Consider the following 23620-nt stretch of genomic DNA (forward strand, 5'->3'; position numbering starts at 1 on the left):
CAATCAGGTCTTGGTCGTGTCCGCGTAGTAGATGCGATCGTTGATCGGGCCGATGTCCAGGCCGCTGACATTGGCACGCATGGCGGCGGTCTCGATCGCCTGCAGCATGATGATGAACGGCGAGGTGCGCAGATGGTCGCGCTGCAGCGAGCGGTAGAGCTCGGCGCGCTTGGCCGAGTCGCGCTCGCGCACCGCGGCGGCGATGCGCTCGTTGAACTCCGGCACGCTCCAGGAGTTGCGCCAGGCCAGGGTCTTGGCGCGTGGGTTGTCGCCGTTGTCGGGATTGAGCGTGAAGGCCTCGGCGTTGCTGTGCGGGTCCATGTAGTCGGGCGACCAGTACAGCATCAGCATCTCGTGCTGGCGGGCGCGCATGCGGGTGATGACCTGGCGCATCTCGCCCGGCAGCAGGTTCAGCTTCACGCCGATCTGGCCGAAGGTCGCCTGCACCGCCTGGGCGATGTCGCCCCAGGGCTGCACGGGACTGTAGTCGAACGTGACGCTGAAGCCGTTGGGCACGCCGGCCTCGGCCAGCAGCGCCTTGGCCTTGGCGGGATCGAAGCGATAGGGCTTGTCGTCGATGGCGCCCAGGAAGCCGGTCGGCAGGATCGACTGGTGCACATCATAGGTGGTCGAGACGATGTTGCGCTGGATCGCCTCGTAGTCGACAGCCCATTTCAGGGCCTCGCGCACCTGCGGCTTGGCCAGCTCGGGATGGCGCTGGTTCATGCAGATGTACATGTTGGCGGCCTTCTGGGCGCGCTGGATCTTGAAGCCCTTGTCGCTGGCCAGGGTGCGCAGCTGGTCGGGTCCCAGATTGCGTGCGATGTCGACGTCGCCGCGCTGCAGCAGCAGCAGCTGGTTGGAGGGCTCCGCGACATGGCGCGTCACCACGCGGCGGTTGCGGACCTGGCCGGCATAGTTGGGATTGGCCTCCAGGGTCACGGTCTCGGAGGCGCGCCAGGTGCGCAGCACATAGGGGCCGGACCCGGCCGAATGCGTCTTGAGCCAGCCGTTGCCCCAGTCGTCGCCCTGCTTGTTGGCCTCGACCACCTTGCGGTCGACGATGGCGCCGACATTGGCCGACAGGCAGTAGTGGAAGAAGCTCGGCGACACCGGCTCGGCGATGGTGATCGCGATCGTGCGGTCGTCGGTGGCGCGGATCTTCTCGGTGGCGTTCTGTCCGTTGAGTCCGAACTGGGTGAGGATGAAGGCCGGCGTCTTGTTCATGGTGACGGCGCGGCGCAGCGAGTACTCGGCGTCCTGCGCCGTGATGGGATTGCCGCTGGCGAACTTGCGCCCGGCCTTGAGCCGGAAGGTATGGGTGAGGCCGTCGGGCGAGGCTTCCCATGATTCGGCGAGCTCGCCGACGATCTTGTCCGGCGCCTCGTTGAGCGTGGTCAGCAGCTTTTCGTAGATGTTTGTGGTGGTCTCGTTGCCCTTGAACTCGAACGACTCATGCGGATCGAGGCTGATGATGTCGTCGAGCTGCGCCGCCATCACCAGCGTGTCGCGCGGGGTCTGGGCCAGGGCATCGCGCAGCGGCCAGACGGCCGGCGCCGCGAGCAGGGACGAGGCAAACGTACGACGGCGAAGCATGATCTTCCGTCTCCCCAATGTGACACCCTGGTGACCCGCTACCGTAGCAACTCCTGCCGGTCTGAACCACAGGGTTGTTCCCTGCGGCTCAGACCGGCATTCGGTCCAGGTCGCCGATGCGGCTCCTCTTCCAGGCAGCGCCGCGGCCCCGGCGCCTTTGCTCTATTTGGCGTCCCTGATGACCTTGGCGATGACCTCCGGATAAGACCGGTACCAGTCGGTCACCTTCCGGAACTTCCCATCCCTGACCTGGAAGATCTGCACCCAGCCACCACCCTCGTGGTTGCTTGGCGTGATCTCCAGCGGTGGCGCTATGTCTCCGATAGGCAGCGTCTTGATCTGCTCGAAACCACGCTTCACATCCTCCCCGGCCGGCATCTGTCCTTCCTTGCCCCTGATGGCGTTTCGCGCCGCCTCGACGTTGAGCGCAATCCACAGAAGGCCGCGATTGTAGTAGACCGAGGACTGCATCTCCTTGGGCGCCGGCTTGCCTTGCGCCCGGTACATCTCGACGATTTCCTTGAGGATCGGGTAGTCGCTGCCGACACCCGCGAAGTGCATGGTGTAGTAGCCCTCCGCCGCCGCGAAGCCACCGGCCGCCTCGATGTCGGAGTCTGTCGAGCCCCAGACGAAAGCGAGCACCTTCGTCAGCGGATAGCCGACGCGCCTGAGCTCCTTGATCGACACCGAGGGCGACCGGCCGAACAGGTGCGTGATCACAAAGTCGGCGCGATAGCGCTGGACGATGTCCAGCACCTGCGCGCCGACCTCGAGCCCGGGTGCCGGCACCGCGAAAATCTTGAGCTCGAACTTTTCCAGCTGCTGCAGTTCTTCCAGCACCGGCAACGGCTCGCGGCCGGCCGGGTTGTCGTAGAACAGGTAAGCGATCTTCTTGCCGGCCAGGCTGCCGCCAAGCTTGTCGCGCACGAAATGTATGGCAGCGGCAGCCTGCGACCAGTAGGTTGCGGCCACTGGGAACAGGTAGGGATAGCGTAAGCCGTCCGCCGAGGCCGCAATGCCGAAGCCGGGCGAGGTGCCGGGAATCCTGTCCTCGGCCAGCCTCTGCGTCAGCGCCTGGACTGCAGGCGTGCCCCACACCAGCACAGCCAGCGCACCGCCCTTCCTGAGCCGCTCGTACGCCTCCACCGCCTGCGGCACCTTGTACTCGGTGTCGATCTCACCGAGCTTGATCTTGTAGCCTTCAACGCCACCCTTGTGGTTGACCAGATTGACATAATCGTGGAACGCAGGGCACATCGGGACGCCGGCGATCATCGTCGGCCCGGTACGATCGCACTGAGCGCCGATGACGATCTCCTTCTGCTGCGCCGATGCCGTCGCGGCAAGGGCAGATCCCATAGCTATGCCGGCCAGCACTCTCAACATCCGACTCGTCACGCTACCCATGGCTGCCTCCCTTGTTGTGGAACACGGGTTACGCACAGGACAGTCGAACGACGTGAGTTCAGAGGATCCAAACAGCATGCAGGGCGAATTCGCTACAGGCCGCGAAGCGCCTGATATGTCACCTCCTTCAAGTGTGCTCGAGCACTTGCGGATGCCTGTTCGTCCGCGCCGCCTGCGTCGTCCTGGAGGCCGCGCAGCAGCCTGCCCTGGGCCTGCCGACGGGGGCCGTCTCGAAGGATGGGCTACAGACTCGGTGCAGCTCCCCACCCTTCGAGACGCGCCGCCATGCGGCGCTCCTCAGGATGAGGAGTACGGACCCTTCGCCAAAGTGAGCATCTACGACACGACAGCCTGCTCCCAAAGGCAGCCGCGAATCGCTTCATTGGTGCCAGCTTACACCTTTGCCTCGGCCATGGCATTGGCTTCTCGTACCGGATCGGCCGCCGCCTGTGACGGGATTGCGGCGGTTCAGAGCCGTTCCCGGCCGTGCGGCAAGGTGTAGTCGACCGGCGTGCCCCGGGGGATGATGCGGCTGGGGTTCAGGCGCGCGATCGACCAGTAGTTGTCGATATAGTGGCGCGGCTTCACCGTGCCGGCGATGCCCGGGACCTGGTGCAGCTCGCGCATGTAGCCGGACAGGTTGGGGTAGTCGGCGATCCGCTGGCGGTTGCACTTGAACAGCGGGAAGTAGGCGACATCGAAGCGCACCAGGGTGGGGAACAGGCGCCAGTCGGCCTCGGTGATCTGGCGGCCCATGAGGTAGCGCTGCCGGCCGAGGCGGGCTTCGAGCTCGTCCAGCGCCTCGAACAGCGTGTCGTAGGCGGCATCGTACGCCGCCTGCGTGCGCGCGAAGCCGCAGCGATAGACGCCGTTGTTGACCTTCTCGTAGACGAGCGCGTTGATCCGGTCGATATCGGCACGCAAGGGCTCAGGGTAGAAATCGGTATCGTCACCCGCGATGCCGCCGAACGCGCTGTTCAGCATGCGGATGATCTCGGACGACTCGTTGTTGACGATGCGCCTTGTGCGCGTGTCCCACAACGTCGGCACCGTCACCTTGCCGGTGTAGCGCGCCTCCGAGGCCGTGTAGGCCTGGTGCAGGTGGCGAAAGCCGTTGACGGGATCCGGCGTGCTTTCGGGCAGGTCGGCGCGCGTGCCGAAGCCCCAGCCCTCGCTGTCCATGCCGGTGGAATAGGCGACCGTGATGGCGCCCTCCAGCTTCTTCAGCGCCCGGAAGATCAGCGTGCGGTGCGCCCAAGGGCAGCCATAGGCGACATAGAGATGGTAGCGGCCGGCCTCGGCCTTGAAGCCGGTCGAGCCGTCGGCCGAGATGCGGTCGCGGAAGCGGCTGTCGACGCGCCTGAACTCGCCCGACTGCCCGAACTCCTGCGGCAGCTCGTCCTTCTCCTGCCAGATGCCGTCGATCAGCACACCCATGACTGCGCTCCATCAGCCTTCACGGCGAGCACAGGCATTCACCCGTGCCCACCATGAAGCGTCTGCTGCCGTTGTCCGTGGCTCACGCCGCCGCGTGGGCACCGCGGCCGAAGATCTTGTCGAGCATGTCGGGCGCGGCCTTGTCGAAGGCCGTCGTCCTGGACCTGACATCGTCGACCGCGGCCAGCGCGCGCACCACGGCCGGGCGCGAAGCGATCGCCGCCACCCAGGACATCAGCTTGGGATAGTCCTGCTCCGCTGCCTTGCCCAGGAACAAGCCCACGCCGCGTGCCCAGGGGAACGTGGCCATGTCGGCGATCGAGTACTCCTGGCCGCCCAGCCACGGCGCCGCTGCCAGCCGTTGCTCCAGCACGTCAAGGACACGGCGCACCTGGGTGCGGTAGCGGTCGACCGCGTAGTCGTTGCCCTTGGGCGCGAAGCGCGTGAAGTGCACGAACTGCCCGAACATCGGGCCGACCCCGGTCATCTGCACCATCATCCACTGCAGCGCGTCGTAGCGTGCCACGCCGTCCCTGGGCAGGAACTGCCCGGTCTTGTCGGCGAGATAGATCAGGATCGCGCCCGACTCGAAGACCGTGTAGGGCCGTCCGCCCGGGCCCTCGTGGTCGACGATCACCGGCACCTTGGCGCTGGGGTTGAGCTTGGTGAACTCGGCCTTGAACTGCGCCCCGCCGAACACGTCGATCGGGATCGCCTTGTAGGGCAGGCCCATCTCCTCCAGCGCCAGATAGATCTTCACGACGTTCGGGCTGCCCATCCCATAGAGATCGATCATAAGTCCCTCCACCTCGACGACGATTGCAGGTCGTGCCGGCCGGCTGCTTCAGCGGCATTCCATGCCGATCACTACAGAAATGAATCCCGCGCTTGCGTGCACCTGTCAACGGAATTATTGATCGATCGTCACAGAAAGGAAACCTGGGATGGCCGAGCGCGGCCGGCCACGCAGCTTCGATCGTACGGCAGCCCTGAAGCAGGCGATGGACCTGTTCTGGGCGCGCGGCTACGACGCCACGTCACTGTCCGACCTGACGACGGCCATGGGCATCAGCTCGCCCAGCCTCTACGCCGCCTTCGGCAGCAAGGAAGCGCTGTTCCGCGAGGCCGTCGCGCATTATCGCGCGACGGAAAGCGGCGGCCTGCAGCGGCTCCTGGACGAGGCGCCTTCGGCCCGCGCTGCCATCGAGGCGCTGCTGCGCCATTCGGCCGAGCGCTTCACGCGGCCGGGCAAGCCGCAGGGCTGCTTCATTGTGCTGGGCGCCGTCAACTGCAGCGAGGCCAGCGAGCCGATGCGGCGGTACCTGGCGGAGCACCGCGCCCTGGTGCTCGAGGGCATCCGCCGCCGCCTGGCGCGTGGCATCGCCGAAGGCGAGCTGCCGACACGCTTCGACGTCGCGGCGGCGGCTGCGTTCTACGTCACGGTGCTGAACGGCCTGTCGCTGCAGGCCCGCGACGGGGCGACGCGCCAGGTGCTGGACGGCATCGTCGATTGCGCCCTGGCCGCCTGGGACGGGCTGCTGCAGCCCCGGCGCCTGCCGCGCCAGAAGACGCGGCGCTGAGGCCCTTCTCCCCGCCTGCGCGGAGAGAAGGAAAAGGCGTCAGCCGCGCTCCTTGGCGCGCCAGCCGGGCATCGGGAAGACGGGCTTGGCATCGGCGAAGGCGGCCGGCAGCACCACCGTCGGCTTGTTCTTGAGGTTCTGCACGGCCGCGGCCTGGATGTTGACGTTCTGGCCCTTGGCGTCGAACTGGATCGGGCCGCCGGTCATGACGTGGTCCTTGATGTCGGTGCGGCGCAGCGCCTCCATCAAGGCGCCGCCGGCGTGCGACTGGGCACGCTTCCAGGCATCGGCAGCGACCAGCATCGCCTCGAACGTGTAGCCCACGTTCAGGTCGACCTGGCCGTCCTTGTACTTGGCGGCGAAGCGCTTCTCCAGCGCCTGGGTCATCGCCGACTTGGGGTTCATCCAGGGCACGTTCGAGATGTGGAAGTTCGCGAACTTGCCCATGGTCTTCAGGAAGTCGACCTCGTACAGGCCGGGCGCGCCGGGATTGACGATGCCCATCGGCTCGTATTGCTGCTTCACCATCTCCTGGATCAGCAGCTTGGCGTCGTTCAGGCGGCTCACCGGCATCACCAGCTCGGCCTTGGTCGCCTTGGCCTTGGCGACCTCAGCCGAGAGATCCTTGGCGCGCGGGTCGTAGGCGATGACGTCGAGGATCTCGTACGGCATCTGCAGCTTCTTCGCCAGGCCGGGGATCGCCTTCATCATCGCTTCGCCGAACGTGTCGTTGACCGACATCAGCACGGCTGTCTTGGGCGTCTTGCCGGTGGCGGCGAACAGGTCCTTCTGCAGGGTCAGCGCGCCGGTCACCAGCATCGGCGCCGTCGGGAAGTTGCGGACCAGGAACTTGAAGCCCGACTCGGTCAGCGCCGGCGTGGCGGCGATGTTGACGATGAAGGGCACCGAGCGCTGCTCGCAGACCTGGGCGATGGCCATCGAGTGGCCGGAGTCGAAGGCACCGATCAGGACATGGGCGCCGGCGGCGATCGCCTTCTCGGCCTGGGTGCGCGCGACATCGGCGTTGGTTTCCGTATCGTAGCGCATCAGCTCGATGCGGACGCCGACCTTCATGTCCGCCAGCACGTCGTTGGCAAGCTCGGCGCCGCGCATGCAGACCTGCCCGATCTGGGCCTGAACGCCCGACAGCGGCAGCAGCATGCCGACCTTCAGGTCGAACTTCTCCTGGGCCAGCGCGTGGCGCAGCGGCAGCGGGGCGGCGATGAGGGCGGCGCCAGCGGCAGCGCGGCGGGCCAGCGCGCGGCGGGTGAGGCCGATGCGGATCTCGGACATGATACCTCCCTGGACAGCGGAACAGACAGTCTTGATTGCAGCTTGGATGGCGTATCAAACAATCCCCATGCCCGCCACCGCGATCTGCCGGCGCCAGACCGTCCATGCGTCATCCCGAGCGCAGCGAGGGATCTCCCGCGGAGGGGGCACCGCGGGCCGTTCGCAGGAGATCCCTCGCTGTGCTCGGGATGACAGGTGGCGATCGTCCGACCGGGTCAGCGCCAGCGCAGCACGGCGCGCTCGATCGCGCCCAGCACGGCGCTGACCGCCAGTCCCAGCAGCGACAGCAGGGCGACGCCGGCCAGGAGCTGGTCGGTCTGCATCAGGTTGCCGGCGCTGAGGATGAAGGCGCCGATGCCGTACTGGGCGCCGATCATCTCGGCCGCCACGACCAGGATCAGCGCGATCGAGGCGGTAATGCGGAAGCCGGCCAGGATGCCCGGCATGGCGCCCGGCACCAGGATCTTCCAGACGATGGCCGCCGCCGGCAGGCCGAAGCTCTGGCCCATGCGGATCAGGTTGCGCGGTACGGAATCGCAGGCCGTGTAGGCAGCGATCACAGTCGGGAAGAAGACGCCGAAGCCGATGGTGGCGACCTTGGACGGCTCGCCGATGCCGAACCACAGGATGAACAGCGGCAGCAGCGCGATCTTGGGGATCGGGAACAGCGCCGACACCACCGGCAGCCCGGCGGCGCGCGCCGCCGAGAAGATGCCCATCGCCAGTCCGATCGCCAGCCCGGCGGACGTGCCCAGCACCCAGCCCAGCGCGATGCGCGACAGCGAGGCGCCGATATGCTTGCCCAGCGTGCCACTGTCGATCATGTCGCCCAGCGCCCCCACGATCTGCCAGGGGCTGGGCATGAAGAGAGCGGGCAGCCAGCCGCGCGCCGAGGCGAGCTGCCACAGGCCGATGACGGCCACGAACACCGCCACCGGCACCAGCCGCCGCGGCCGCGGCTGGAAGCCGCCGCCGCGGAAGGGCACGGGCGCGGTGCGCTCAGCCATGCTGGACCTCGCGCTCGGCATCGCGCGCCTCGTCGCGGATCAGCGCCCACAGGTGCTCGCGCACGCCGGCGATCGCGGGCCCGCTGCGCTCGGCGAGCGGCACGTCGATGGCCACGATCTCGCGGATGCGTCCGGGCCGGCGCGACAGCACCACCACGCGGTCGGCCAGCCGCGCGGCCTCGTCGAGGTTGTGGGTCACGTAGAGGCGGGTCGAGCGCTCGCGTGCCCAGATCGCCAGCAGGTCCTCCATCAGGAGCTCGCGGGTCTGCGCGTCGAGCGCCGAGAGCGGCTCGTCGAGCAGCAGGACCGCGGGCCGCACCACCAGGGCGCGGGCGATGCCGACGCGCTGGCGCATGCCGCCGGAGAGCTGCCTGGGCAGCGCCGCGGCGAAATCGGCCAGGCCGGTCAGCGCCAGCGCGGCCTGCACGCGGGCCTGGCGCTCGGCCCGCGGCAGCCGGTGATGCTCCAGCGCCAGGGCCACGTTGGCCGCCACCGTGCGCCAGGGCAGCAGCGCGAAGTCCTGGAAGACGTAGGTGAAAGGGTTGAGCGAATCGGCCCGCGGCGCGCCGACCGTCACGACGCGCCCGGCGGTCGGCTTCAGCAGGCCGCCGACGATGCCCAGCAGGGTCGACTTGCCGCAGCCCGAGGGACCGATGATCGCCACCGTCTCGCCGTCGCGCACGGCAAGGTCGATGCCATCGAGGGCAAGCAGGCCATCGTAGTGGTGGGTGATGCCCTCGAGGCGCAGATCCATGGCGGCGGTCCTAGCACGTTCCCGGCCGGGCCGCGCCGCTCCAGCGGCGCATCATGATCCAAAGCCGGCGCAGGTCGACCCATGGTCATGAGCGCCGCTGGAGCGGCGCGGCCCGGCCGACACCTACCGCTTCGGCAGGTCGAGGTGGTCCTTCACGAAGCTGAGGTCGAGGAACTTGGCGGCGTCGACGTCGCGGGCGACCATGCCCTGCGCCTGGTACCACGTCACCTGGTCGTAGATGTTCTTCACCAGCAGCCGGCCCTGCGGATCGATATAGGAGGCGCTGGCCTTGACCTGGTCGACCGATGGCTTGGGCTCGACGTATTTCTGGATTATCGGGATCAGAGCGTCGGCCTTGTCGCCGAACACGCGCTTGCCGGCCGCATCCCGCTGCAGGAACGCCTCGGCATAGTCGGCACAGGCCTTCACGTAGGCGGCCACGAACTTCTCGACCACGGCGCGGCGCTGCTCGATCATGCGGCTGCCGGCGAACAGCGCGCCGAGCTGCCAGGGCGTCTCCTGGTGCACCCAGCCGATGATCTTGCCGAAGCCGTCCTTCTCGGCGGCATAGGCGTTGTTGGCCGGCAGCAGCGCGCCGTCGACCTGCTCGCCCTTCAGCGCCGCGGTGACGTTGGCGATCGACTGCAGCGGCTTGAGCGTCACCTCGGTGAGCTTGAAGCCGCGCTTCTCGGCCAGCATGCCCAGCATGTAATGGAAGGTCGACCCGGTCTGGGTGATGGCGATGGTCTTGCCCGGGAACTTGCCGGGATCGGTGAAGCCGGCATCGAAGGCCTTCTTGCCGGCGACATAGGCCACGAAATCATAGCCCGGCTCCTCGCGCGACTGCGCCGCGATGATCTTGATGGCGCCCTTGCCGGCGAGATTGAAGAAGCCGCCGGTGAGGCCGGTGATGCCGAGGTCGGCATCGCCGGCCGCGACCGCCACGGCGATCGGCTGGGCGGCATCGAAGAACTTGAACTCGACCTCCAGCCCCTGGTCCTTGAAGTAGCCCTTCTCCATGGCGATGAAGATCGGGGCCGAGGACACGAAGCGCAGGGCTGCGATCGATACCTTCTCCTGCGCCGACGCGGCGATGGCCACGCTCAGCGTCACGAGAGCGGCCAGAATGGCGATGAACCGGTTGTGCATGAGCCTCCCCGCGGCACGCGTTGATGTTGTCGCCGCGACCCTAACGGCCGCCATGCAGAGGGTCAACGCGCTGCGGCAGCGTCGAACCGCTGCGGCCAGCTCCGTCCTCGACGTGCCGGGTGAGTGAGGCTGCCTTGCTGCCGTCACGGGGCAACCGCGTTGGGCAGCGCATGGAAATCGGCTACGGTCGGCCGCAAGCCAACATCCCGGGAGGACTATGGACATGTCGGTTCTGGTGCTGGGCGGCGCCGGCTTCATCGGCCGGCGGCTGGTGCCGCGGCTGGTGGAGCGCGGGCATCGCGTCACGGTGATGGATATCGCGCCGACCACGGCCTTCGCCGCGTTCGGCGATCAGGTCACGGTGGTGCGCGGCGACGTCTCGCAGTTCGACGACGTGATGTCGGTCACGGCGGCGGCGAAGCCGCAGCGGGTGGTCAACCTCTCCTATCACATCGGCAGCGAGCTGCCGCCACGTGTCGCCTTCAAGCTCAACGTGCTGGGCATGGAGAACTGCTTCGAGGCGGCGCGCCTTTGCGCGGTGCCGCATGTGATCTACGCCAGCTCGCTTGCCGTCAGCGGCCAGCAGAAGCATTTCGGCGAGCGCCCGGTGACGGAGGACGATCTCTGCCACGGCGACTACCAGTATGCCCGGCACAAGATTTTCAACGAGTGGCAGGCCCAGGATTACCGCGACAAGTTCAAGATGCGCATCACGGGCGTGCGCCCCGCCAACGTGACCGGTCCGGACAAGGTGCGCGGGTCCGTCGACCATGTGAACTGCATCACCTATCCGGCGCGCGGCGAGCCGGTCTCCTTCCCGTGGCGCGATGCCATGCGCATTCCGGTCCATGTCGACGACGTCGCCGAGGTGTTCGCGCGCGTGACGCTGGCCGATGCGCCGCGCCACGCCATCTACAATACCGGCGGCCACACCATCAGCCTCGGGGCGCTGGCCGACATGGTGAAGCGGTTTCTCCCCGAGGCGCGGATCACGTTCGAGCATGACACCGGAGGGCGCGAGCGCTCCGGCAACTTCCTGATCGACAACAGCCGCCTGGTCGAGGAGTTCAGCGTGCAGTACGCGCCCTTCGAGAGCCGCGTGCTGCAGATCATCAACGACGTGCGGGCCGAGGCCGGGCTGCCGGCGATCCGGCAGCCATGACCGGACCCGGCAGCCTGCCGATCCTGTTCGGGGCGCGCTACAGCGTCTACACGCGCATCCCGCGGCTGGCTCTGGAAGAGAAGGGCGTGCCGTACCGGTTGGAGGAGGTCGATATCTTCGCGCGTGGCGGCCCGCCGGCCGGCTATCTCGAGCGCCAGCCCTTCGGCCGCATCCCGGCCTTCGAGCACGACGGCATGCGCCTGTATGAAAGCGGCGCCATCGCCCGCTATATCGATGAAGCCTTTCCCGGGCCGGCGCTGCAGCCGGCCGACCCCAGGGGGCGGGCCCGCGTCAACCAGGTCATCAGCATCTGCGACAGCTATGCCTATCGCACCCTGGTGTGGGACATCTTCGTCGAGCGTGTCAGCGCGCCGGCCGAAGGCCGGGCCTCCGACGAGGCGCGAATCGCGGCCGCCCTGCCGCGCGCCCGGACATGCCTGCGCGTGCTCGACGACCTGCTTCAGGACCAGCCATGGCTCGCCGGCCCGGCGCTGAGCCTTGCCGACCTGCACGCGCAGCCGATACTGGCACTGTTCCGCCTGGCCGAGGACGGCGCGCAGCTCCTGGCGCAGCACGCGGCGCTCAGCCGATGGTGGGGCACCATGGCCGCCAGGCCCAGCGTGCAGGCGACGCGCTCACCGCGCGAGCTGGCGGTGTAGGGACACGATCGAGCGCGGACTGTCATCCCGAGCGCAGCGAGGGATCTCCTGCGGCAAAAGCGCGCGGTGGGCTATTCGCGGGAGATCCCTCGCTGCGCTCGGGATGACAACCTGCCGCTGTCCCATCCTAGCTGCAGGTCGCGACGCCGGCAGGCGCCGAGGGGCGGGTCATGAAATCGCGCAGGCAGGCGGCGAAGCGCTGCGCCATCGGCAGCTCGGTGCCGGCCGTGTGGCCGCTCAGGCCGGTGGGATGGTCGATCAGCAGCAGCGGGATGCCCGGCGACTCGGCCCGGCTGCGCGCGATCCGGACGCGCTCGGCAGGATCGGGATCATAGTCGTCGTTGTCGAACAGGGCGATCACCACCCGGGTCCCGGGCGAGCGGCGGCGGCTGAGCAGCTCGTCGAACTCGCGCAAGGCCGTGGCCCGCTGCGTCGTGCGCACCGTGCGGTTGCCGTGCGTCGCCGGCGACAGCGCCACCACGGCATAGAGGCCTTCGATGCGGTCCATGGCCTGCAGCGAGATCCAGGCGCCCGCCGACTGGCCGGCGACGATGATCCTGGAATAGCCCAGCGCCCGCAGCTTCTCGATGCCCAGCGTCAGCGCGGCGGTGCCCCAGCCGTTGGTGTCGTCCAGCGGCGCCCGCTCGGCGCGGTAGACGTCCCAGCCGGCATTGCCCAGGGTACGCATTATCGTCGCTGTCGGCGCGGCGCGGCGGTCGGCACGTCGTCCGTCCGGCGTCGCGCCCCGGCCATGGCTCCAGATGATCGCGCCGGACGCACGGGATGGGCCATGCAGGCGGAACAGGGGATCGAGCGACAGAGGCTGGATGGCGGTGAGCAGGCCGTCGGGCGTGACCGCCGGCTCGGCCGCGGCGATCACCTCGCAGCCGGTGCGGGCGAGCTTGCCGCATTGCTCGATGGCGGCCCTGCGGGCCTCGCCGACCGTGCGGTGCCCGGTGGCGTAGCCGCATTTTCCGTCGCCGCTGCGCGCGAAAGCGCGATTGGGCGCGCCCAGCAGGTAGGTATCATAGAGCTCACGGCACATGCCCGAGACGCCGGCCGCGGCGCCGTCGGCAGGCTCGTCGCTGGGCACGTCCGGCGGCCAGGCGATGCGGCCCTGCGCCTCGCTGCCGGCGCGGTTGATGGCGGCCGTGCCGGCGAAGGTGGCGACGACGGTGCAGCCCTCGATATTGCCGCGCTGGCAGAAGCCGATCGCGGCGACCTGGGCCGCTTCGGGCGTGCGGTAGTTGGCGGCATAGCCGCACTGGCCGCGCCGGTTGGTGGCGAAGGCCCGGATGGCGCCGCCCTTGAGGTATTTCTCGTAGGTCCGCTTGCAGGTCGAGCTGAGGTTGAACTGCTTCACGGCCTCGGCGACCGTGGGGTCGGCCGTCTGGGCCATCGCTGGATGGCCGATACCGGTGGCGACCATCAAAAGGGCGGCCGACAGGGCCGCTTGGGTGCGGCCGGAAACGACATACGTGAACACCTGGACCATGGGGCAGCAAAGTCCGCACAGACGGGCCGGTTGTCAATGGCGGCGTAGCAGCGTTGATGCCGCTGTGTCGCGGGTTGTCGCCGCACCGTCACAATGGGGGCGGGCCGCTTTCCGCACGCTCTCGTGCATTGACCTCCGGCGTCCGATCACACAGCGTCGCGTTGCCACCCTTTCCGTCATCCCGAGCGCAGCGAGGATCTCCCGCGAATAGCGCATCGTGCGCCTTGCCGCAGGAGATCCTCGCTGCGCTCGGGATGACGGAAGGACCGGGTGCTACGCGCCGGCCAGGGTCATGGTGGCCAGGACGGCGCGGGCGGGAACCTGCTCTCCTTCCTTGACCGGCACGGACGCGACCGTGCCGTCGGCGGCGGCGCGGATCTGGTGCTGCATCTTCATGGCTTCCAGCACGACCAGCGTCTGGCCGCGCACCACGGCCTCGCCGGCGGCCACCTTCACGGCCACGATACGGCCGTCCATCGGCGCGCGCAGCGTGCCGTCGCCGGCCGCATCGGCGCCGCGCGGCGCCTCGTGCGTGACGTCGGTCAGGGCCAGCGCGAGGCCATCGATCTCGATCAGCCAGGCGTCGCCGTCGGCCTGCGCCTGCGCCGTGCGCCAGACGCCGTCGAGCGCGAAGCGCACACGGGAGTCGACGGGCGTGCCGACGCGCAGCGTCAGGGGGCGCTCGCCGACCGTAAGGCGCATCGTGCCGTCGGCTTGACGGTCGAGGTGAAGCTCCTGGCGCAGGTCGCCGGCGCGCAGTCGGATCAGCGTGGCGGTGGGGTTCGAGTTGCGCCAGCCGCCCAGGAGCGCGCCCGTGCGTGTCCGCGCGGCGTCGTAGATCAGCCCGGCGGCCAGCGCCCAATGGGCATCGGTCGGCGCCGGCGCCGCCAACGACTCGGGTGGAAAGTGCTGGCCGATGAAGGCGGTCGTGGCATCGCCGGCAACGAAGACGGGATGCCGTAGCATGCGCACCAGCAGGTGCTTGTTCGTCGTCGGGCCCAGCACCACGGTGTCTTCCAGGGCACGGGCCAGCTTGCGGCAGGCGTCGGCACGCGTGGCGCCGTGCGCGATCACCTTGGCGATCATCGGGTCGTAGAAAGGCGAGATCGCATGGCCGTCGTGCACGCCATGGTCGACCCGCAGGCCGGCGCCGGCGGCGGGGCGCCACACCGCGACGGTGCCGGTCTGCGGCAGGAAGCCGTTGTAGGGATCCTCGGCGTAGAGGCGCACCTCGATGGCGTGCCCGCCGAAGCCGATCTGGTCCTGTGTCAGCGGCAAGGCGTCGCCGGCCGCCACGCGCAGCTGCCAGGCGACGAGGTCCTGGCCCGTGATCATCTCGGTCACGGGATGCTCGACCTGCAGGCGGGTATTCATCTCCAGGAAGTAGAACGCGCCATCCTCGCCGAGCAGGAATTCCACCGTGCCGGCCCCGCGATAGCCGATGGCACGTGCGGCCGCGACGGCGGCGGCGCCCATGCGCGCGCGCAGCGCCGCGTCGACAGCCGGCGAGGGCGCCTCCTCGATCACCTTCTGATGGCGGCGCTGCACCGAGCAGTCGCGCTCGCCCAGATGCACGACATTGCCATGGCTGTCGGCAAAGACCTGGATCTCGACGTGGCGCGCATTGACGACGGCCTTCTCCAGGATCAGCTCGCCCGAGCCGAAGGCGTTGGTGGCCTCGTCGCGTGCCGTGCGGATGGCCTCGGCCAGGTCAGCCTTGTCATTGACCAAACGCATGCCGCGGCCACCGCCGCCGGCAGCGGCCTTGACCATCACCGGCAGGCCGATCTTCAGCGCCTCGGCGGCCAGGGTGGCGTCGCGCTGGTCAGTGCCCTGGTAGCCCGGCACGCAGGGCACGTCGGCCGCGATCATGCGCCGCTTGGCGGCAGCCTTGTTGCCCATGGCGTCGATGGCAGCCGGCGGCGGGCCGATGAAGACCAGCCCGGCATCGGCGCAGGCTTGCGCGAACGCCGCATTCTCCGACAGGAAGCCGTAGCCCGGATGAACGGCATCGGCGCCGGCGGCGCGCGCGGCGGCCAGCAGCTTGCCGACGTCGAGATAGGTCTCGGCCGCAAGGTTGCCGGGCAGGCCTACGGCCTCGTCGCAGACCCTGACATGCAGCGCGTCCTGGTCGGCGTCGGAAAAGACGGCGACCGTGCGGTAGCCCAGCGCCGCTGCGGTCCGGGCCACCCGGCAGGCGATCTCGCCGCGATTGGCGATCAGGATCTTGGAGAAGGTCATGTCACCGTTCCTGAAGACAGGGCGCGGTTGCTACTCGGTGGCCCAGCGCGGCGGGCGCTTCTCGGCGAAGGCGCGCAGGCCCTCCGCCGCTTCCGGTCCGCGCCGCGCCTGGGCGAAGCAGTCGGCGGCGAAGTCGAGCACCTGCGGCAGCGGCTGCGTGCCGACGCGCATGATCACCTGCTTGGTGAGCGCATTGGCCAGCGGCGCGCAGCGGTCGATCTGCTTGAGCACCTCCTCGAGCTTGGCGTCGAGCGCGGCGGTGTCCTTCACCAGGTGATGGCCGATGCCGATGCGCACCGCCTCGGCGCCCTTGAAGCGCGCCGCCGTCAGCGCCAGGTGCCGCGTCTGGGGCACCCCGATACGGGCCGCCACGAACGGCGCGATCTGCGCCGGCACGATGCCGATGGCGGTCTCCGACATGGCGAAGCCGCAATCCTCGGTGACGATGGCGATGTCCGACACGCAGACCAGGCCGAAGCCGCCGGCGATGGCATAGCCTTCGACCGCGGCGACCACGACCTGCGGCAGGCTGCCCAGCGCCTCGAGGAAGGTGCCGTATTCGCGGTTGCTGGCGGCGATCGGATCCTTCTCGCCCGGTTTGGGGGGGTCGTTGAAGCTCTTCTCCATGTTGCGCAGATCGGCGCCGGCGCAGAACGTGCCGCCGGCGCCGCGCAGCACCACGGCCTTGATGTCGCTGCGCTCGCGCAGCAGGCCGATGACCTCGCGCAGCTCGCCCAGCAGGGTGGGGTTGAGCGCGTTCTTCACCTCCGGCCGGTTCAGGGTGACATGCAGCCGCGCGCGCTCGCGGCGCAGGATCAGCGTCTCGTAGGCAGGGCGGAAGTCAGTCATCGATCGTGCTCCGGACGACGGGCTGCGGTGGTGGCGCTCAGCGGTTCTCGAGGCGGGGCAGCGTGCCCATGTGCTTGCAGATGATCTGGAGCATGATCTCGTCGGCGCCGCCGCCGATCGAGGCCAGCCGCGTGTCGCGGAAGGCGCGCGCCGTCGGGCTCTCCCACAGGTAGCCGGCGCCGCCCCAGTATTGCAGGCAGCCGTCGGTCACCTGGCGCACGACGCGGCCCGCCTTCAGCTTTGCCATCGAGGCCAGCATGGTGACGTCCTCGCCGCCGATATAGGCCTCGCAGGCGCGATAGCACAGCGAGCGCAGGGTCTCGACCTCGGTCAGCAGCTCCGCCAGCTTGAAGTGGATCACCTGGTTGTCGAGCAGCGAGCGGCCGAACGCCTTGCGGCCGCGGGTGTACTCGATGGTCTGGTTGATCAGCCGCTCCATGCCGACCACGGCGCTGATCGCGCCCCACAGCCGCTCCTCCTGGAACTGCTGCATCTGGTAGGTGAAGCCCAGGCCCTCCTGGCCGATCAGGTTGCGCACCGGCACCTTGACCTCGTCGAAGAAGATCTGCGCCGTGTCGGAGGAGCGCATGCCGAGCTTGTCGAGCTTCTTCACGACCTGCACGCCCTTGGTCTTCATCGGCAGGCAGATCAGCGACTTGTTGCGGTGCGTCGAGCCGTCGCCGGTGTTGGCCAGCAGGCACATCCAGTCGGCCTGGGTGCCGTTGGTGGTCCACATCTTGCCGCCGTTGATGACGTAGTCGCCGCCGACGCGCCGGGCCGTGGTCTTGATGCTGGCGACGTCGGAGCCGGCGCCGACCTCCGAGACCCCCAGGCAGGCCACGTAGTCGCCGCTGATCGACGGCGCCAGGAACTCCTTGCGCAACGCGTCGTTGCCGAAGCGCGCCAGCGCCGGCGTTGCCATGTCGGTCTGCACGCCGATCGCCATCGGGATCGAGCCGCAATTGATGTGGCCCAGCTCCTCGGCCATCACCAGGGCATAGGAATAGTCGAGCCCGGCGCCGCCGTACTCGACCGGCTTGTGGATGCCCAGCAGGCCGGCATCGCCCAGCTTCTTGAACACCTCGTGGGCCGGGAAGATCCCGGCTTCCTCCCATTCATCGACATGCGGGTTGATGTCACGGTCGATGATGGTGCGCAGCGTGCGGCGGATCTCTTCGTGCTCGGGCGTGAACTGCATGGCGTTTCCTTTGCTTTACGCTTCATGGTGAGCTTGTCGAACCATGAAGCGTGACGCACCGACAATTGTGCGGTGGCCTTCATGGTTCGACAGGCTCACCATGAAGGCCTGGATGTTTTACTTCCCGTCGGGCTTGGGCAGGGTGCCCATCAGCTTGGAGATGATCTGGAGCATGATCTCGTCGGCGCCGCCGCCGATCGAGCCCAGCCGGCCGTCGCGGAAGGAGCGGCCGACGGGGTTGTCCCACAGATAGCCGGCACCGCCCCAGTACTGCAGGCAGGCATCCGAGACCTCGCGGCGCAGGCGGCCGGCCTTGAGCTTGCCCATCGAGGCCAGCATGGTGACGTCCTTGCCCGCGAGATAGTCCTCGCAGGCGCGATAGACCAGCGAGCGCAGTCCTTCGACCTCGCCCTTCAGCTCGGCCAGCCGGAAATGGATCACCTGGTTGTCGAGCAGCGAGCGGCCGAACGCCTTGCGCTCGCGCGTGTACTCGATGGTGGCGTTGATGATGCGCTCGCAGCCCTGCAGGGTGCCGGCGCCGGCCCACAGGCGCTCCTCCTGGAACTGCTTCATCTGGTAGATGAAGCCCATGCCTTCCTGGCCGATCAGGTTGCGCACCGGCACCTTGACCTCGTCGAAGAAGATCTGTGCCGTGTCCGAGGCCCGCATGCCGAGCTTGTCGAGCTTCTTCACGACCTGCACGCCTTTGGTCTGCATGGGCACGCAGATCAGCGACTTGTTGCGGTGCGCATCACCCTCGCCGGTATTGGCCAGCAGGCAGATCCAGTCGGCCTGGGTGCCGTTGGTGGTCCACATCTTGCCGCCGTTGATGACGTAGTCGCCGCCGACGCGCCGGGCAGTGGTCTTGATGCTGGCGACGTCGGAGCCGGCGCCGACCTCCGAGACCCCCAGGCAGGCCACGTAGTCGCCGCTGATCGACGGCGCCAGGAACTCGCGGCGCAGCTCGTCGCTGCCGAAGCGCGCCAGCGCCGGGGTCGCCATCGAGATCTGCACGCCGACCGCCATCGGGATCGAGCCGCCGTTCACCAGGCCCAGCGATTCGGCACATACCATGGCATAGGAGAAGTCCAGGCCGGCGCCACCGAACTCGACCGGCTTGTCGACGCCCAGCAGGCCGGCGCTGCCCAGCTTCTTGAAGAGATCGTGGGCCGGGAAGATCCCGGCTTCCTCCCATTCGTCGACATGGGGGTTGATCTCGCGCTCGATGATCGTGCGCCAGGTGCGGCGCAGCTCTTCATGCTCGGTGGTGAACTGCATGGCGGATCACTTCTGCTGGTCTTCGTGTGTCGATCGGCTGGTAGAAGACGTCACCACAGAGATCACAGAGGCGCACAGAGAGTGAAGACTGCGCGCCGAAGGCGCGCGGCATTTTTCTCTGTGTCCCTCCGTGCCCTCTGTGCCTCTGTGGTGGAGTCTTCGTCTTCATCTGCAAGGCCTTACATCCGGGCCACGCCGAAGGTGCTGGGGCGCAGCTTGCGCACCATCGCTTCGCGCGCGATCGAGAGCGTGAAGGCCAGCACCCGGCGGGTATCGCGCGGGTCGATCAGGCCGTCGTCCCACAGATGCGCCGTGCTGTAGAGCGCCGTCGACTCGCGGTCGAACTGCTCGACGATGCCCTTGTACATCTTCTCGACCATGCCGGCGGGCGGCTCGCCGCCCTCGCGGGCATATTTCTGCTCGGTCACGATCTTCATCACGGTCGCGGCCTGCTCGCCGCCCATCACGGCAGTGCGGCTGTTGGGCCAGGCGAAGATGAAGCGCGGGTCGTAGGCGCGGCCGCACATGCCGTAGTTGCCGGCGCCGAAGCTGCCGCCGATGACGATGGTGATCTGCGGCACCGTGGCGTTGGCCACGGCCTGGATCATCTTCGAGCCGTGCTTGACGATGCCGCCTTTCTCCGACTCGGTGCCAACCATGTAGCCGGTGGTGTTCTGCAGGTAGACGATCGGCGTGCCCGACTGGCAGCAGAGCTGGATGAACTGCGCCGCCTTGGTCGCACCCCTGGTGGTGATCGGCCCGTTGTTGCCGATGAACGCCACCGGCTGGGCCTCGATCTCGGCCCAGCCGCAGATGGTCTGCTGGTCGTAGAGCGCCTTGAACTCCAGGAAATCGGAGCCGTCGACGACGCGCGCGATCACCTCGCGCACGTCGTAGGGCTGGCGATAGTCGGGCGGCACCACGCCGCACAGCTCGTCGATGTCGTAGAGCGGCTCGCTGAAGGGGCGCTGCGGCGGCTGCGGCGCGTGGTCGTTCCAGCGCCATTTGCGCACCACCTCGCGCGCCAGCCGGATGCCGTCGGCGTCGTTCTCGGCCAGCCATTCGGACACGCCCGATATGGTGCTGTGCATCTCGGCGCCGCCAAGGTCCTCGTCGGTCGCCACCTCGCCGGTGGCCGCCTTCAGCAGCGGCGGGCCGGCCAGGAACACCTTGGCCTGGTTGCGCACCATGATCACGTAGTCGGACAGTCCCGGCAGGTAGGCGCCGCCGGCGGTCGAGGAGCCGTGCACGACCGTGACCTGCGGGATGCCCATCGCCGACATGCGCGCCTGGTTGGCGAAGCCGCGGCCGCCGGGCACGAAGATCTCGGCCTGGTAGAGCAGGTTGGCGCCGCCCGACTCGACCAGGTAGATCAGCGGCAGCTTGTTCTCCATCACCACCTGCTGCATGCGCTGGCCCTTGCGCTGCCCGGCCGGGGCCACGGTGCCGCCCTTCACGGCGCTGTTGGATGCCGACACCACGCAGCGCACACCCTCGACATAGCCGATGCCGACGATGCCACCGCCGCCCGCGCCCGACCCGTCGCGATCGTCATGCATGCGATAGCCGGCCAGCGCCATCAGCTCGAGGAACGGCGCGCCGGGGTCGAGCAGCAGCGCGATGCGCTCGCGCGGCATCAGCTGCTTGCGCTTGCGGAAGCGCGGCCGGGCCTTGTCGGCCATCGCCTGCACGACCTGCTCGGCGGCGCGGAATTCCTCGATCGCCGCCAGCATGCCCTCGCGGCTGCGCTTGTACTCGTCCGAGCGCGTGTCGATCTGGCTTTCGATGACGGGCATGGCTCAGCCGCCCTCCTGCAGGACCTTGGGCGTCACGGCCAGGTGGAAGCCTTCATAGGGTTGCGAGCGTCCGCCCTCGGGCAGCGGGATGTTGCGGGTGCCCAGCGGCACGCCGCCGTCGATGCCGACATTGATGCCGGTGATGAACGCCGCCCCTTCGCTGAGCAGGAAGCAGACCACCGACGACACCTCGCTTTCGGTGCCGATCCGGCCCAGGGGCACGTTGTTCTTGAGCAGCGGGATGTTGCGCTTGAACTCGCCTTCGTAGGTGTCCATGCCGCTGGAGGCGATCCAGCCCGGCGACACGGCGTTGACGCGCACGCCGGCGCGGCCCCACTCGAAGGCCATGGTCATGGCCAGGTTCACCGTGCCGGCCCGCGCCGCACCGGAGTGCCCCATGGTCGGCATGCCGTTGCGCATGTCGGCGGCCATGAACACGATCGACCCGCCGTGCTCCTTCATCGACTGGTTGAAAACCTCGCGCGCCACCAGGAAGCCGCCGGTCAGGTTGTTGCGCACCACCGCGTCGAAGCCGCGCTGGCTGATGTCCTCGATGGCCGCCGGGAACTGACCACCGGCGTTGTTGAAGAGGCCGTGGATGCGGCCGTTGCGCGCCAGGACGGCCGCGATCGCGTCCTTGACCGGCTGCTCCTCGCGGATGTCGAAGGCGTGGCGCTCGCAGCTGCCGCCCGCGGCCTCGATCTCGGCCTTCACCGCCGCCAGCTTCTCTGTCTTGCGGCCCGTGATCGCGACATGCGCCCCCAGCGCAGCCAGCTCATGCGCGGTGCAGCGGCCGATGCCGCTGCCGCCGCCGGTGACGATGATGGTCTGGCCGGCGAACAGGCCGGGACGCAGCACGGAGCGATAGGGCATCGGCACCTCTCGACGTTTCCCAGGTCGGGCGTTTGGATCACGCCTCGGTCGTTTGTGGACGGTAGCGGCCGCGGCACGCCACGTAAACGCGCGTTCATAGCCGCGACCGTTGGTTAGGTGACGTTTACGTCAACGTCAAGGAGAGGGCTGCCGCGCCATTCCGCTGGCGAGAATGGTGGCGCTGGCGTCATTTTTATATGAGTGTGTGCTCGTTTTTTCTGGACCGCCGCGGCAACTTATGGCACCTGTCCACCCCGGAGCGCCGAGGGGTGCGTGGGAGCGTTGCATGGCAGTCAATAACCAGATCGTGCTGGGGCATATCGACCGGGCAATGGGGCGGAACCTGAGCGAGTCGAACTTCCTGGCACGCCTCACCAAGGCGTTCCGGATGCTGCAGGCGGAACGCCGGGTGCCGGGGGCTTCAGTGAACGAGGACCTGGCGGCCGCGGAGCACTATCTGTTTGCGCGTCAGGCGGTGGCCAACAACGTCTGCAACCAGGGTCAGATGCGGACGCTGGTCATCGGCTATGGCGGGCTCAAGGCCACGCTGCAGAGCGTCGGCTTGGGCCGTCTCATGCAGACCTCTGCTAACCCGACCTCGCGGGCGTCTTTCAGCAGTATCGAGTGGGGCCTCAAGGGCGTCAGCGACGGCGAGGACGATCGCAAGAAGTATCTGCCAGGATCCAAGCCGGCGCCGTTCAACCCCGACTTCGTGAAGACGGGGTCGTCGCTGGACGACAAGATCAAGTGGTTGGCGGAGAAGAGCAGCGGCTACATGCCGTGATGTGCTCAATTTTGAGTGCACAATCACTTTTTTATGGACAGGCAAGGCGATCCCAGGTATCTTAGGCGATGATAGGCCAACGCAACTGGGGTGCTGCCATGGCCGTCAATGACAGCGAAGTACGCGCGCATATCCGCCGGGCGCTGGCGGCGCAGGCCGCCGAGGACGATGTCCTGCGGCGCCTGACCAGGGCGTTCCGCCTGCTGCAGGCGGAACGGCACGATCCCGATGCCGCGTCGGACGAGAATCTCGCAGCGGCCGAGCATTACATGTTCGCGCGCCAGGCGGTGGCCGGCAACGCCGTGAGCCTGACGCAGATGCTGCTGCTGGCCGCGGGCCACGATACCACCCGGTGTGCCTTGCAGCGCATCGGCTATTGCCCGGATACGGCCAACGACTCCACACCGGCCTCACAGGACAGCATCGGCTGGGCCGTGGCGGGCGCCATGGTGGGCGAGACGGACCGGCAGATCTATCTGCCGGGCTCGACGCCACCGCCGTTCAAGGCGGCATTCATGACGGCGGGACCGGCGCGGGAGGGGAGCTACGCTGCCGCCAAAGCCTAGCTGCGGCGCCGACGGGACCATGAACATCTGTTCATAAATCGTGGCCGGGGTGAGTTGACGTTTACGTCAACGTCAATCATGGTGCGGCCGACGTTGCCGACCGGGACGTCGCGGGGCAGTCTGCAGGCGCAGCTTGCCGGCGCCGGGCACCGGGGGCGGCAAAACAACTGACCATCGCCCACAGGGAGCATGCGATGACACTCGCGGAATTGACCGAGAAGATGAAGACGGGGGCCGGCAGCAAGCAGGGCTTCGGCAATACCGTGAAGTTCAGCACGCCCGACGGCGCCATCTACATCGACGGCAACCAGAACCCGCCGGCGGTCAGCAACGACGACAACGCCGCCGACTGCACCATCAAGATGTCGCTGTCCGACCTCGTCGACATGGTGGGCGGCAAGCTCGACGGCATGACAGCGTTCATGACCGGCAAGCTGAAGATCGAAGGCGACATGGGCGTCGCGATGAAGTTGCAGAGCATCCTGCGCTGAGCAGG

At 68.1% G+C, this 23620-nt stretch carries 21 protein-coding genes; 6 read left to right on the forward strand and 15 right to left on the reverse strand.

The annotated features are described in order from the left end of the window. Positions 1-3 precede the first annotated feature (3 nt). The 4 genes from FHP25_RS07615 to FHP25_RS07630 form a co-directional block, all read right to left on the reverse strand. Positions 4-1596, reverse strand: coding sequence for an ABC transporter substrate-binding protein (locus FHP25_RS07615; RefSeq protein ID WP_147846317.1), 1593 nt, complete (start codon positions 1594-1596; stop codon positions 4-6). A gap of 162 nt (positions 1597-1758) precedes the next feature. Continuing rightward, positions 1759-3003, reverse strand: a complete 1245-nt coding sequence (locus FHP25_RS07620; RefSeq protein WP_178133364.1) for an ABC transporter substrate-binding protein — start codon at positions 3001-3003, stop codon at positions 1759-1761. A 468-nt stretch (positions 3004-3471) separates the two neighbouring features. Continuing rightward, positions 3472-4440, reverse strand: coding sequence for a glutathione S-transferase family protein (locus FHP25_RS07625; protein WP_147846319.1), 969 nt, complete (start codon positions 4438-4440; stop codon positions 3472-3474). Between the two features lie 82 nt (positions 4441-4522). Next, positions 4523-5236: a glutathione S-transferase family protein gene (locus FHP25_RS07630; RefSeq protein ID WP_147846320.1), complete on the reverse strand. Its 714-nt coding sequence runs from the start codon at positions 5234-5236 to the stop codon at positions 4523-4525. Between the two features lie 148 nt (positions 5237-5384). Here FHP25_RS07630 and FHP25_RS07635 point away from each other — a divergent pair, with 148 nt between their 5' ends. After that, entirely contained in the window at positions 5385-6020 is a 636-nt protein-coding gene (locus tag FHP25_RS07635; RefSeq protein ID WP_147846321.1) for a TetR/AcrR family transcriptional regulator, read from the forward strand. A gap of 39 nt (positions 6021-6059) precedes the next feature. Here the strand turns inward: FHP25_RS07635 and FHP25_RS07640 are convergent, their stop codons facing one another. The 4 genes from FHP25_RS07640 to FHP25_RS07655 all read right to left on the reverse strand — a co-directional run bounded on the left by FHP25_RS07640 (position 6060) and on the right by FHP25_RS07655 (position 10223). Next, positions 6060-7313, reverse strand: coding sequence for an ABC transporter substrate-binding protein (locus tag FHP25_RS07640; RefSeq protein ID WP_147846322.1), 1254 nt, complete (start codon positions 7311-7313; stop codon positions 6060-6062). A 215-nt stretch (positions 7314-7528) separates the two neighbouring features. Continuing rightward, positions 7529-8320, reverse strand: a complete 792-nt coding sequence (locus FHP25_RS07645) for an ABC transporter permease (protein WP_147846323.1) — start codon at positions 8318-8320, stop codon at positions 7529-7531. After that, entirely contained in the window at positions 8313-9074 is a 762-nt protein-coding gene (locus tag FHP25_RS07650; protein WP_147846324.1) for an ABC transporter ATP-binding protein, read from the reverse strand. The genes FHP25_RS07645 and FHP25_RS07650 overlap by 8 nt, the downstream gene beginning before the upstream one ends. Before the next feature lie 123 nt (positions 9075-9197). Then, positions 9198-10223 (reverse strand): ABC transporter substrate-binding protein, encoded by a 1026-nt coding sequence (locus FHP25_RS07655; RefSeq protein ID WP_147846325.1) that lies wholly within the window; start codon positions 10221-10223, stop codon positions 9198-9200. Positions 10224-10446: 223 nt separating this feature from the next. Between FHP25_RS07655 and FHP25_RS07660 the strand changes: the two genes are divergently transcribed. Then, positions 10447-11385 (forward strand): NAD-dependent epimerase/dehydratase family protein, encoded by a 939-nt coding sequence (locus FHP25_RS07660; RefSeq protein WP_178133365.1) that lies wholly within the window; start codon positions 10447-10449, stop codon positions 11383-11385. After that, entirely contained in the window at positions 11382-12044 is a 663-nt protein-coding gene (locus FHP25_RS07665) for a glutathione S-transferase family protein (protein ID WP_147846327.1), read from the forward strand. The genes FHP25_RS07660 and FHP25_RS07665 overlap by 4 nt, the downstream gene beginning before the upstream one ends. A 127-nt stretch (positions 12045-12171) precedes the next feature. On the opposite strand, the gene FHP25_RS07670 is transcribed toward FHP25_RS07665, so the two are convergent. The 7 genes from FHP25_RS07670 to FHP25_RS07700 all read right to left on the reverse strand — a co-directional run bounded on the left by FHP25_RS07670 (position 12172) and on the right by FHP25_RS07700 (position 21774). Further along, complete coding sequence (locus FHP25_RS07670; protein ID WP_147846328.1) at positions 12172-13539, reverse strand: DUF4189 domain-containing protein; 1368 nt, start codon at positions 13537-13539, stop codon at positions 12172-12174. Positions 13540-13812: 273 nt separating this feature from the next. Continuing rightward, entirely contained in the window at positions 13813-15780 is a 1968-nt protein-coding gene (locus FHP25_RS07675) for an acetyl/propionyl/methylcrotonyl-CoA carboxylase subunit alpha (RefSeq protein WP_147846329.1), read from the reverse strand. A gap of 30 nt (positions 15781-15810) precedes the next feature. Then, positions 15811-16629, reverse strand: a complete 819-nt coding sequence (locus FHP25_RS07680) for an enoyl-CoA hydratase/isomerase family protein (RefSeq protein WP_147846330.1) — start codon at positions 16627-16629, stop codon at positions 15811-15813. Positions 16630-16666: 37 nt separating this feature from the next. Continuing rightward, entirely contained in the window at positions 16667-17827 is a 1161-nt protein-coding gene (locus FHP25_RS07685; RefSeq protein ID WP_147846331.1) for an acyl-CoA dehydrogenase family protein, read from the reverse strand. Between the two features lie 117 nt (positions 17828-17944). After that, complete coding sequence (locus FHP25_RS07690; protein WP_147846332.1) at positions 17945-19105, reverse strand: acyl-CoA dehydrogenase family protein; 1161 nt, start codon at positions 19103-19105, stop codon at positions 17945-17947. Positions 19106-19284: 179 nt separating this feature from the next. Next, complete coding sequence (locus FHP25_RS07695) at positions 19285-20901, reverse strand: acyl-CoA carboxylase subunit beta (RefSeq protein ID WP_147846333.1); 1617 nt, start codon at positions 20899-20901, stop codon at positions 19285-19287. A gap of 3 nt (positions 20902-20904) precedes the next feature. Further along, positions 20905-21774 (reverse strand): SDR family oxidoreductase, encoded by an 870-nt coding sequence (locus FHP25_RS07700; protein WP_147846334.1) that lies wholly within the window; start codon positions 21772-21774, stop codon positions 20905-20907. A 286-nt stretch (positions 21775-22060) separates the two neighbouring features. On the opposite strand from FHP25_RS07700, the gene FHP25_RS07705 reads away from it, so the two are divergent. From FHP25_RS07705 to FHP25_RS07715, 3 genes are all read left to right on the forward strand, one after another. Continuing rightward, a complete protein-coding gene (locus tag FHP25_RS07705; RefSeq protein ID WP_147846335.1) occupies positions 22061-22558 on the forward strand; it encodes a hypothetical protein in 498 nt (165 codons plus the stop codon). Positions 22559-22656: 98 nt separating this feature from the next. Beyond that, positions 22657-23124 (forward strand): hypothetical protein, encoded by a 468-nt coding sequence (locus tag FHP25_RS07710; protein WP_147846336.1) that lies wholly within the window; start codon positions 22657-22659, stop codon positions 23122-23124. A 194-nt stretch (positions 23125-23318) separates the two neighbouring features. Further along, positions 23319-23615: an SCP2 sterol-binding domain-containing protein gene (locus tag FHP25_RS07715; protein WP_147846337.1), complete on the forward strand. Its 297-nt coding sequence runs from the start codon at positions 23319-23321 to the stop codon at positions 23613-23615. Positions 23616-23620 lie beyond the last annotated feature (5 nt).

This window comes from Vineibacter terrae, assembly GCF_008039615.1.
GTDB lineage: Bacteria > Pseudomonadota > Alphaproteobacteria > Reyranellales > Reyranellaceae > Vineibacter > Vineibacter terrae.

What these genes read in the sequence shown, in the direction of transcription:
- FHP25_RS07615 (WP_147846317.1), bottom strand. Translation starts at nt 1,596, where the DNA reads ATGCTTCGCCGTCGTACGTTTGCCTCGTCCCTGCTCGCGGCGCCGGCC.
- FHP25_RS07620 (WP_178133364.1), bottom strand. Translation starts at nt 3,003, where the DNA reads ATGGGTAGCGTGACGAGTCGGATGTTGAGAGTGCTGGCCGGCATAGCT.
- FHP25_RS07625 (WP_147846319.1), bottom strand. Translation starts at nt 4,440, where the DNA reads ATGGGTGTGCTGATCGACGGCATCTGGCAGGAGAAGGACGAGCTGCCG.
- FHP25_RS07630 (WP_147846320.1), bottom strand. Translation starts at nt 5,236, where the DNA reads ATGATCGATCTCTATGGGATGGGCAGCCCGAACGTCGTGAAGATCTAT.
- FHP25_RS07635 (WP_147846321.1), top strand. Translation starts at nt 5,385, where the DNA reads ATGGCCGAGCGCGGCCGGCCACGCAGCTTCGATCGTACGGCAGCCCTG.
- FHP25_RS07640 (WP_147846322.1), bottom strand. Translation starts at nt 7,313, where the DNA reads ATGTCCGAGATCCGCATCGGCCTCACCCGCCGCGCGCTGGCCCGCCGC.
- FHP25_RS07645 (WP_147846323.1), bottom strand. Translation starts at nt 8,320, where the DNA reads ATGGCTGAGCGCACCGCGCCCGTGCCCTTCCGCGGCGGCGGCTTCCAG.
- FHP25_RS07650 (WP_147846324.1), bottom strand. Translation starts at nt 9,074, where the DNA reads ATGGATCTGCGCCTCGAGGGCATCACCCACCACTACGATGGCCTGCTT.
- FHP25_RS07655 (WP_147846325.1), bottom strand. Translation starts at nt 10,223, where the DNA reads ATGCACAACCGGTTCATCGCCATTCTGGCCGCTCTCGTGACGCTGAGC.
- FHP25_RS07660 (WP_178133365.1), top strand. Translation starts at nt 10,447, where the DNA reads ATGTCGGTTCTGGTGCTGGGCGGCGCCGGCTTCATCGGCCGGCGGCTG.
- FHP25_RS07665 (WP_147846327.1), top strand. Translation starts at nt 11,382, where the DNA reads ATGACCGGACCCGGCAGCCTGCCGATCCTGTTCGGGGCGCGCTACAGC.
- FHP25_RS07670 (WP_147846328.1), bottom strand. Translation starts at nt 13,539, where the DNA reads ATGGTCCAGGTGTTCACGTATGTCGTTTCCGGCCGCACCCAAGCGGCC.
- FHP25_RS07675 (WP_147846329.1), bottom strand. Translation starts at nt 15,780, where the DNA reads ATGACCTTCTCCAAGATCCTGATCGCCAATCGCGGCGAGATCGCCTGC.
- FHP25_RS07680 (WP_147846330.1), bottom strand. Translation starts at nt 16,629, where the DNA reads ATGACTGACTTCCGCCCTGCCTACGAGACGCTGATCCTGCGCCGCGAG.
- FHP25_RS07685 (WP_147846331.1), bottom strand. Translation starts at nt 17,827, where the DNA reads ATGCAGTTCACGCCCGAGCACGAAGAGATCCGCCGCACGCTGCGCACC.
- FHP25_RS07690 (WP_147846332.1), bottom strand. Translation starts at nt 19,105, where the DNA reads ATGCAGTTCACCACCGAGCATGAAGAGCTGCGCCGCACCTGGCGCACG.
- FHP25_RS07695 (WP_147846333.1), bottom strand. Translation starts at nt 20,901, where the DNA reads ATGCCCGTCATCGAAAGCCAGATCGACACGCGCTCGGACGAGTACAAG.
- FHP25_RS07700 (WP_147846334.1), bottom strand. Translation starts at nt 21,774, where the DNA reads ATGCCCTATCGCTCCGTGCTGCGTCCCGGCCTGTTCGCCGGCCAGACC.
- FHP25_RS07705 (WP_147846335.1), top strand. Translation starts at nt 22,061, where the DNA reads ATGGCAGTCAATAACCAGATCGTGCTGGGGCATATCGACCGGGCAATG.
- FHP25_RS07710 (WP_147846336.1), top strand. Translation starts at nt 22,657, where the DNA reads ATGGCCGTCAATGACAGCGAAGTACGCGCGCATATCCGCCGGGCGCTG.
- FHP25_RS07715 (WP_147846337.1), top strand. Translation starts at nt 23,319, where the DNA reads ATGACACTCGCGGAATTGACCGAGAAGATGAAGACGGGGGCCGGCAGC.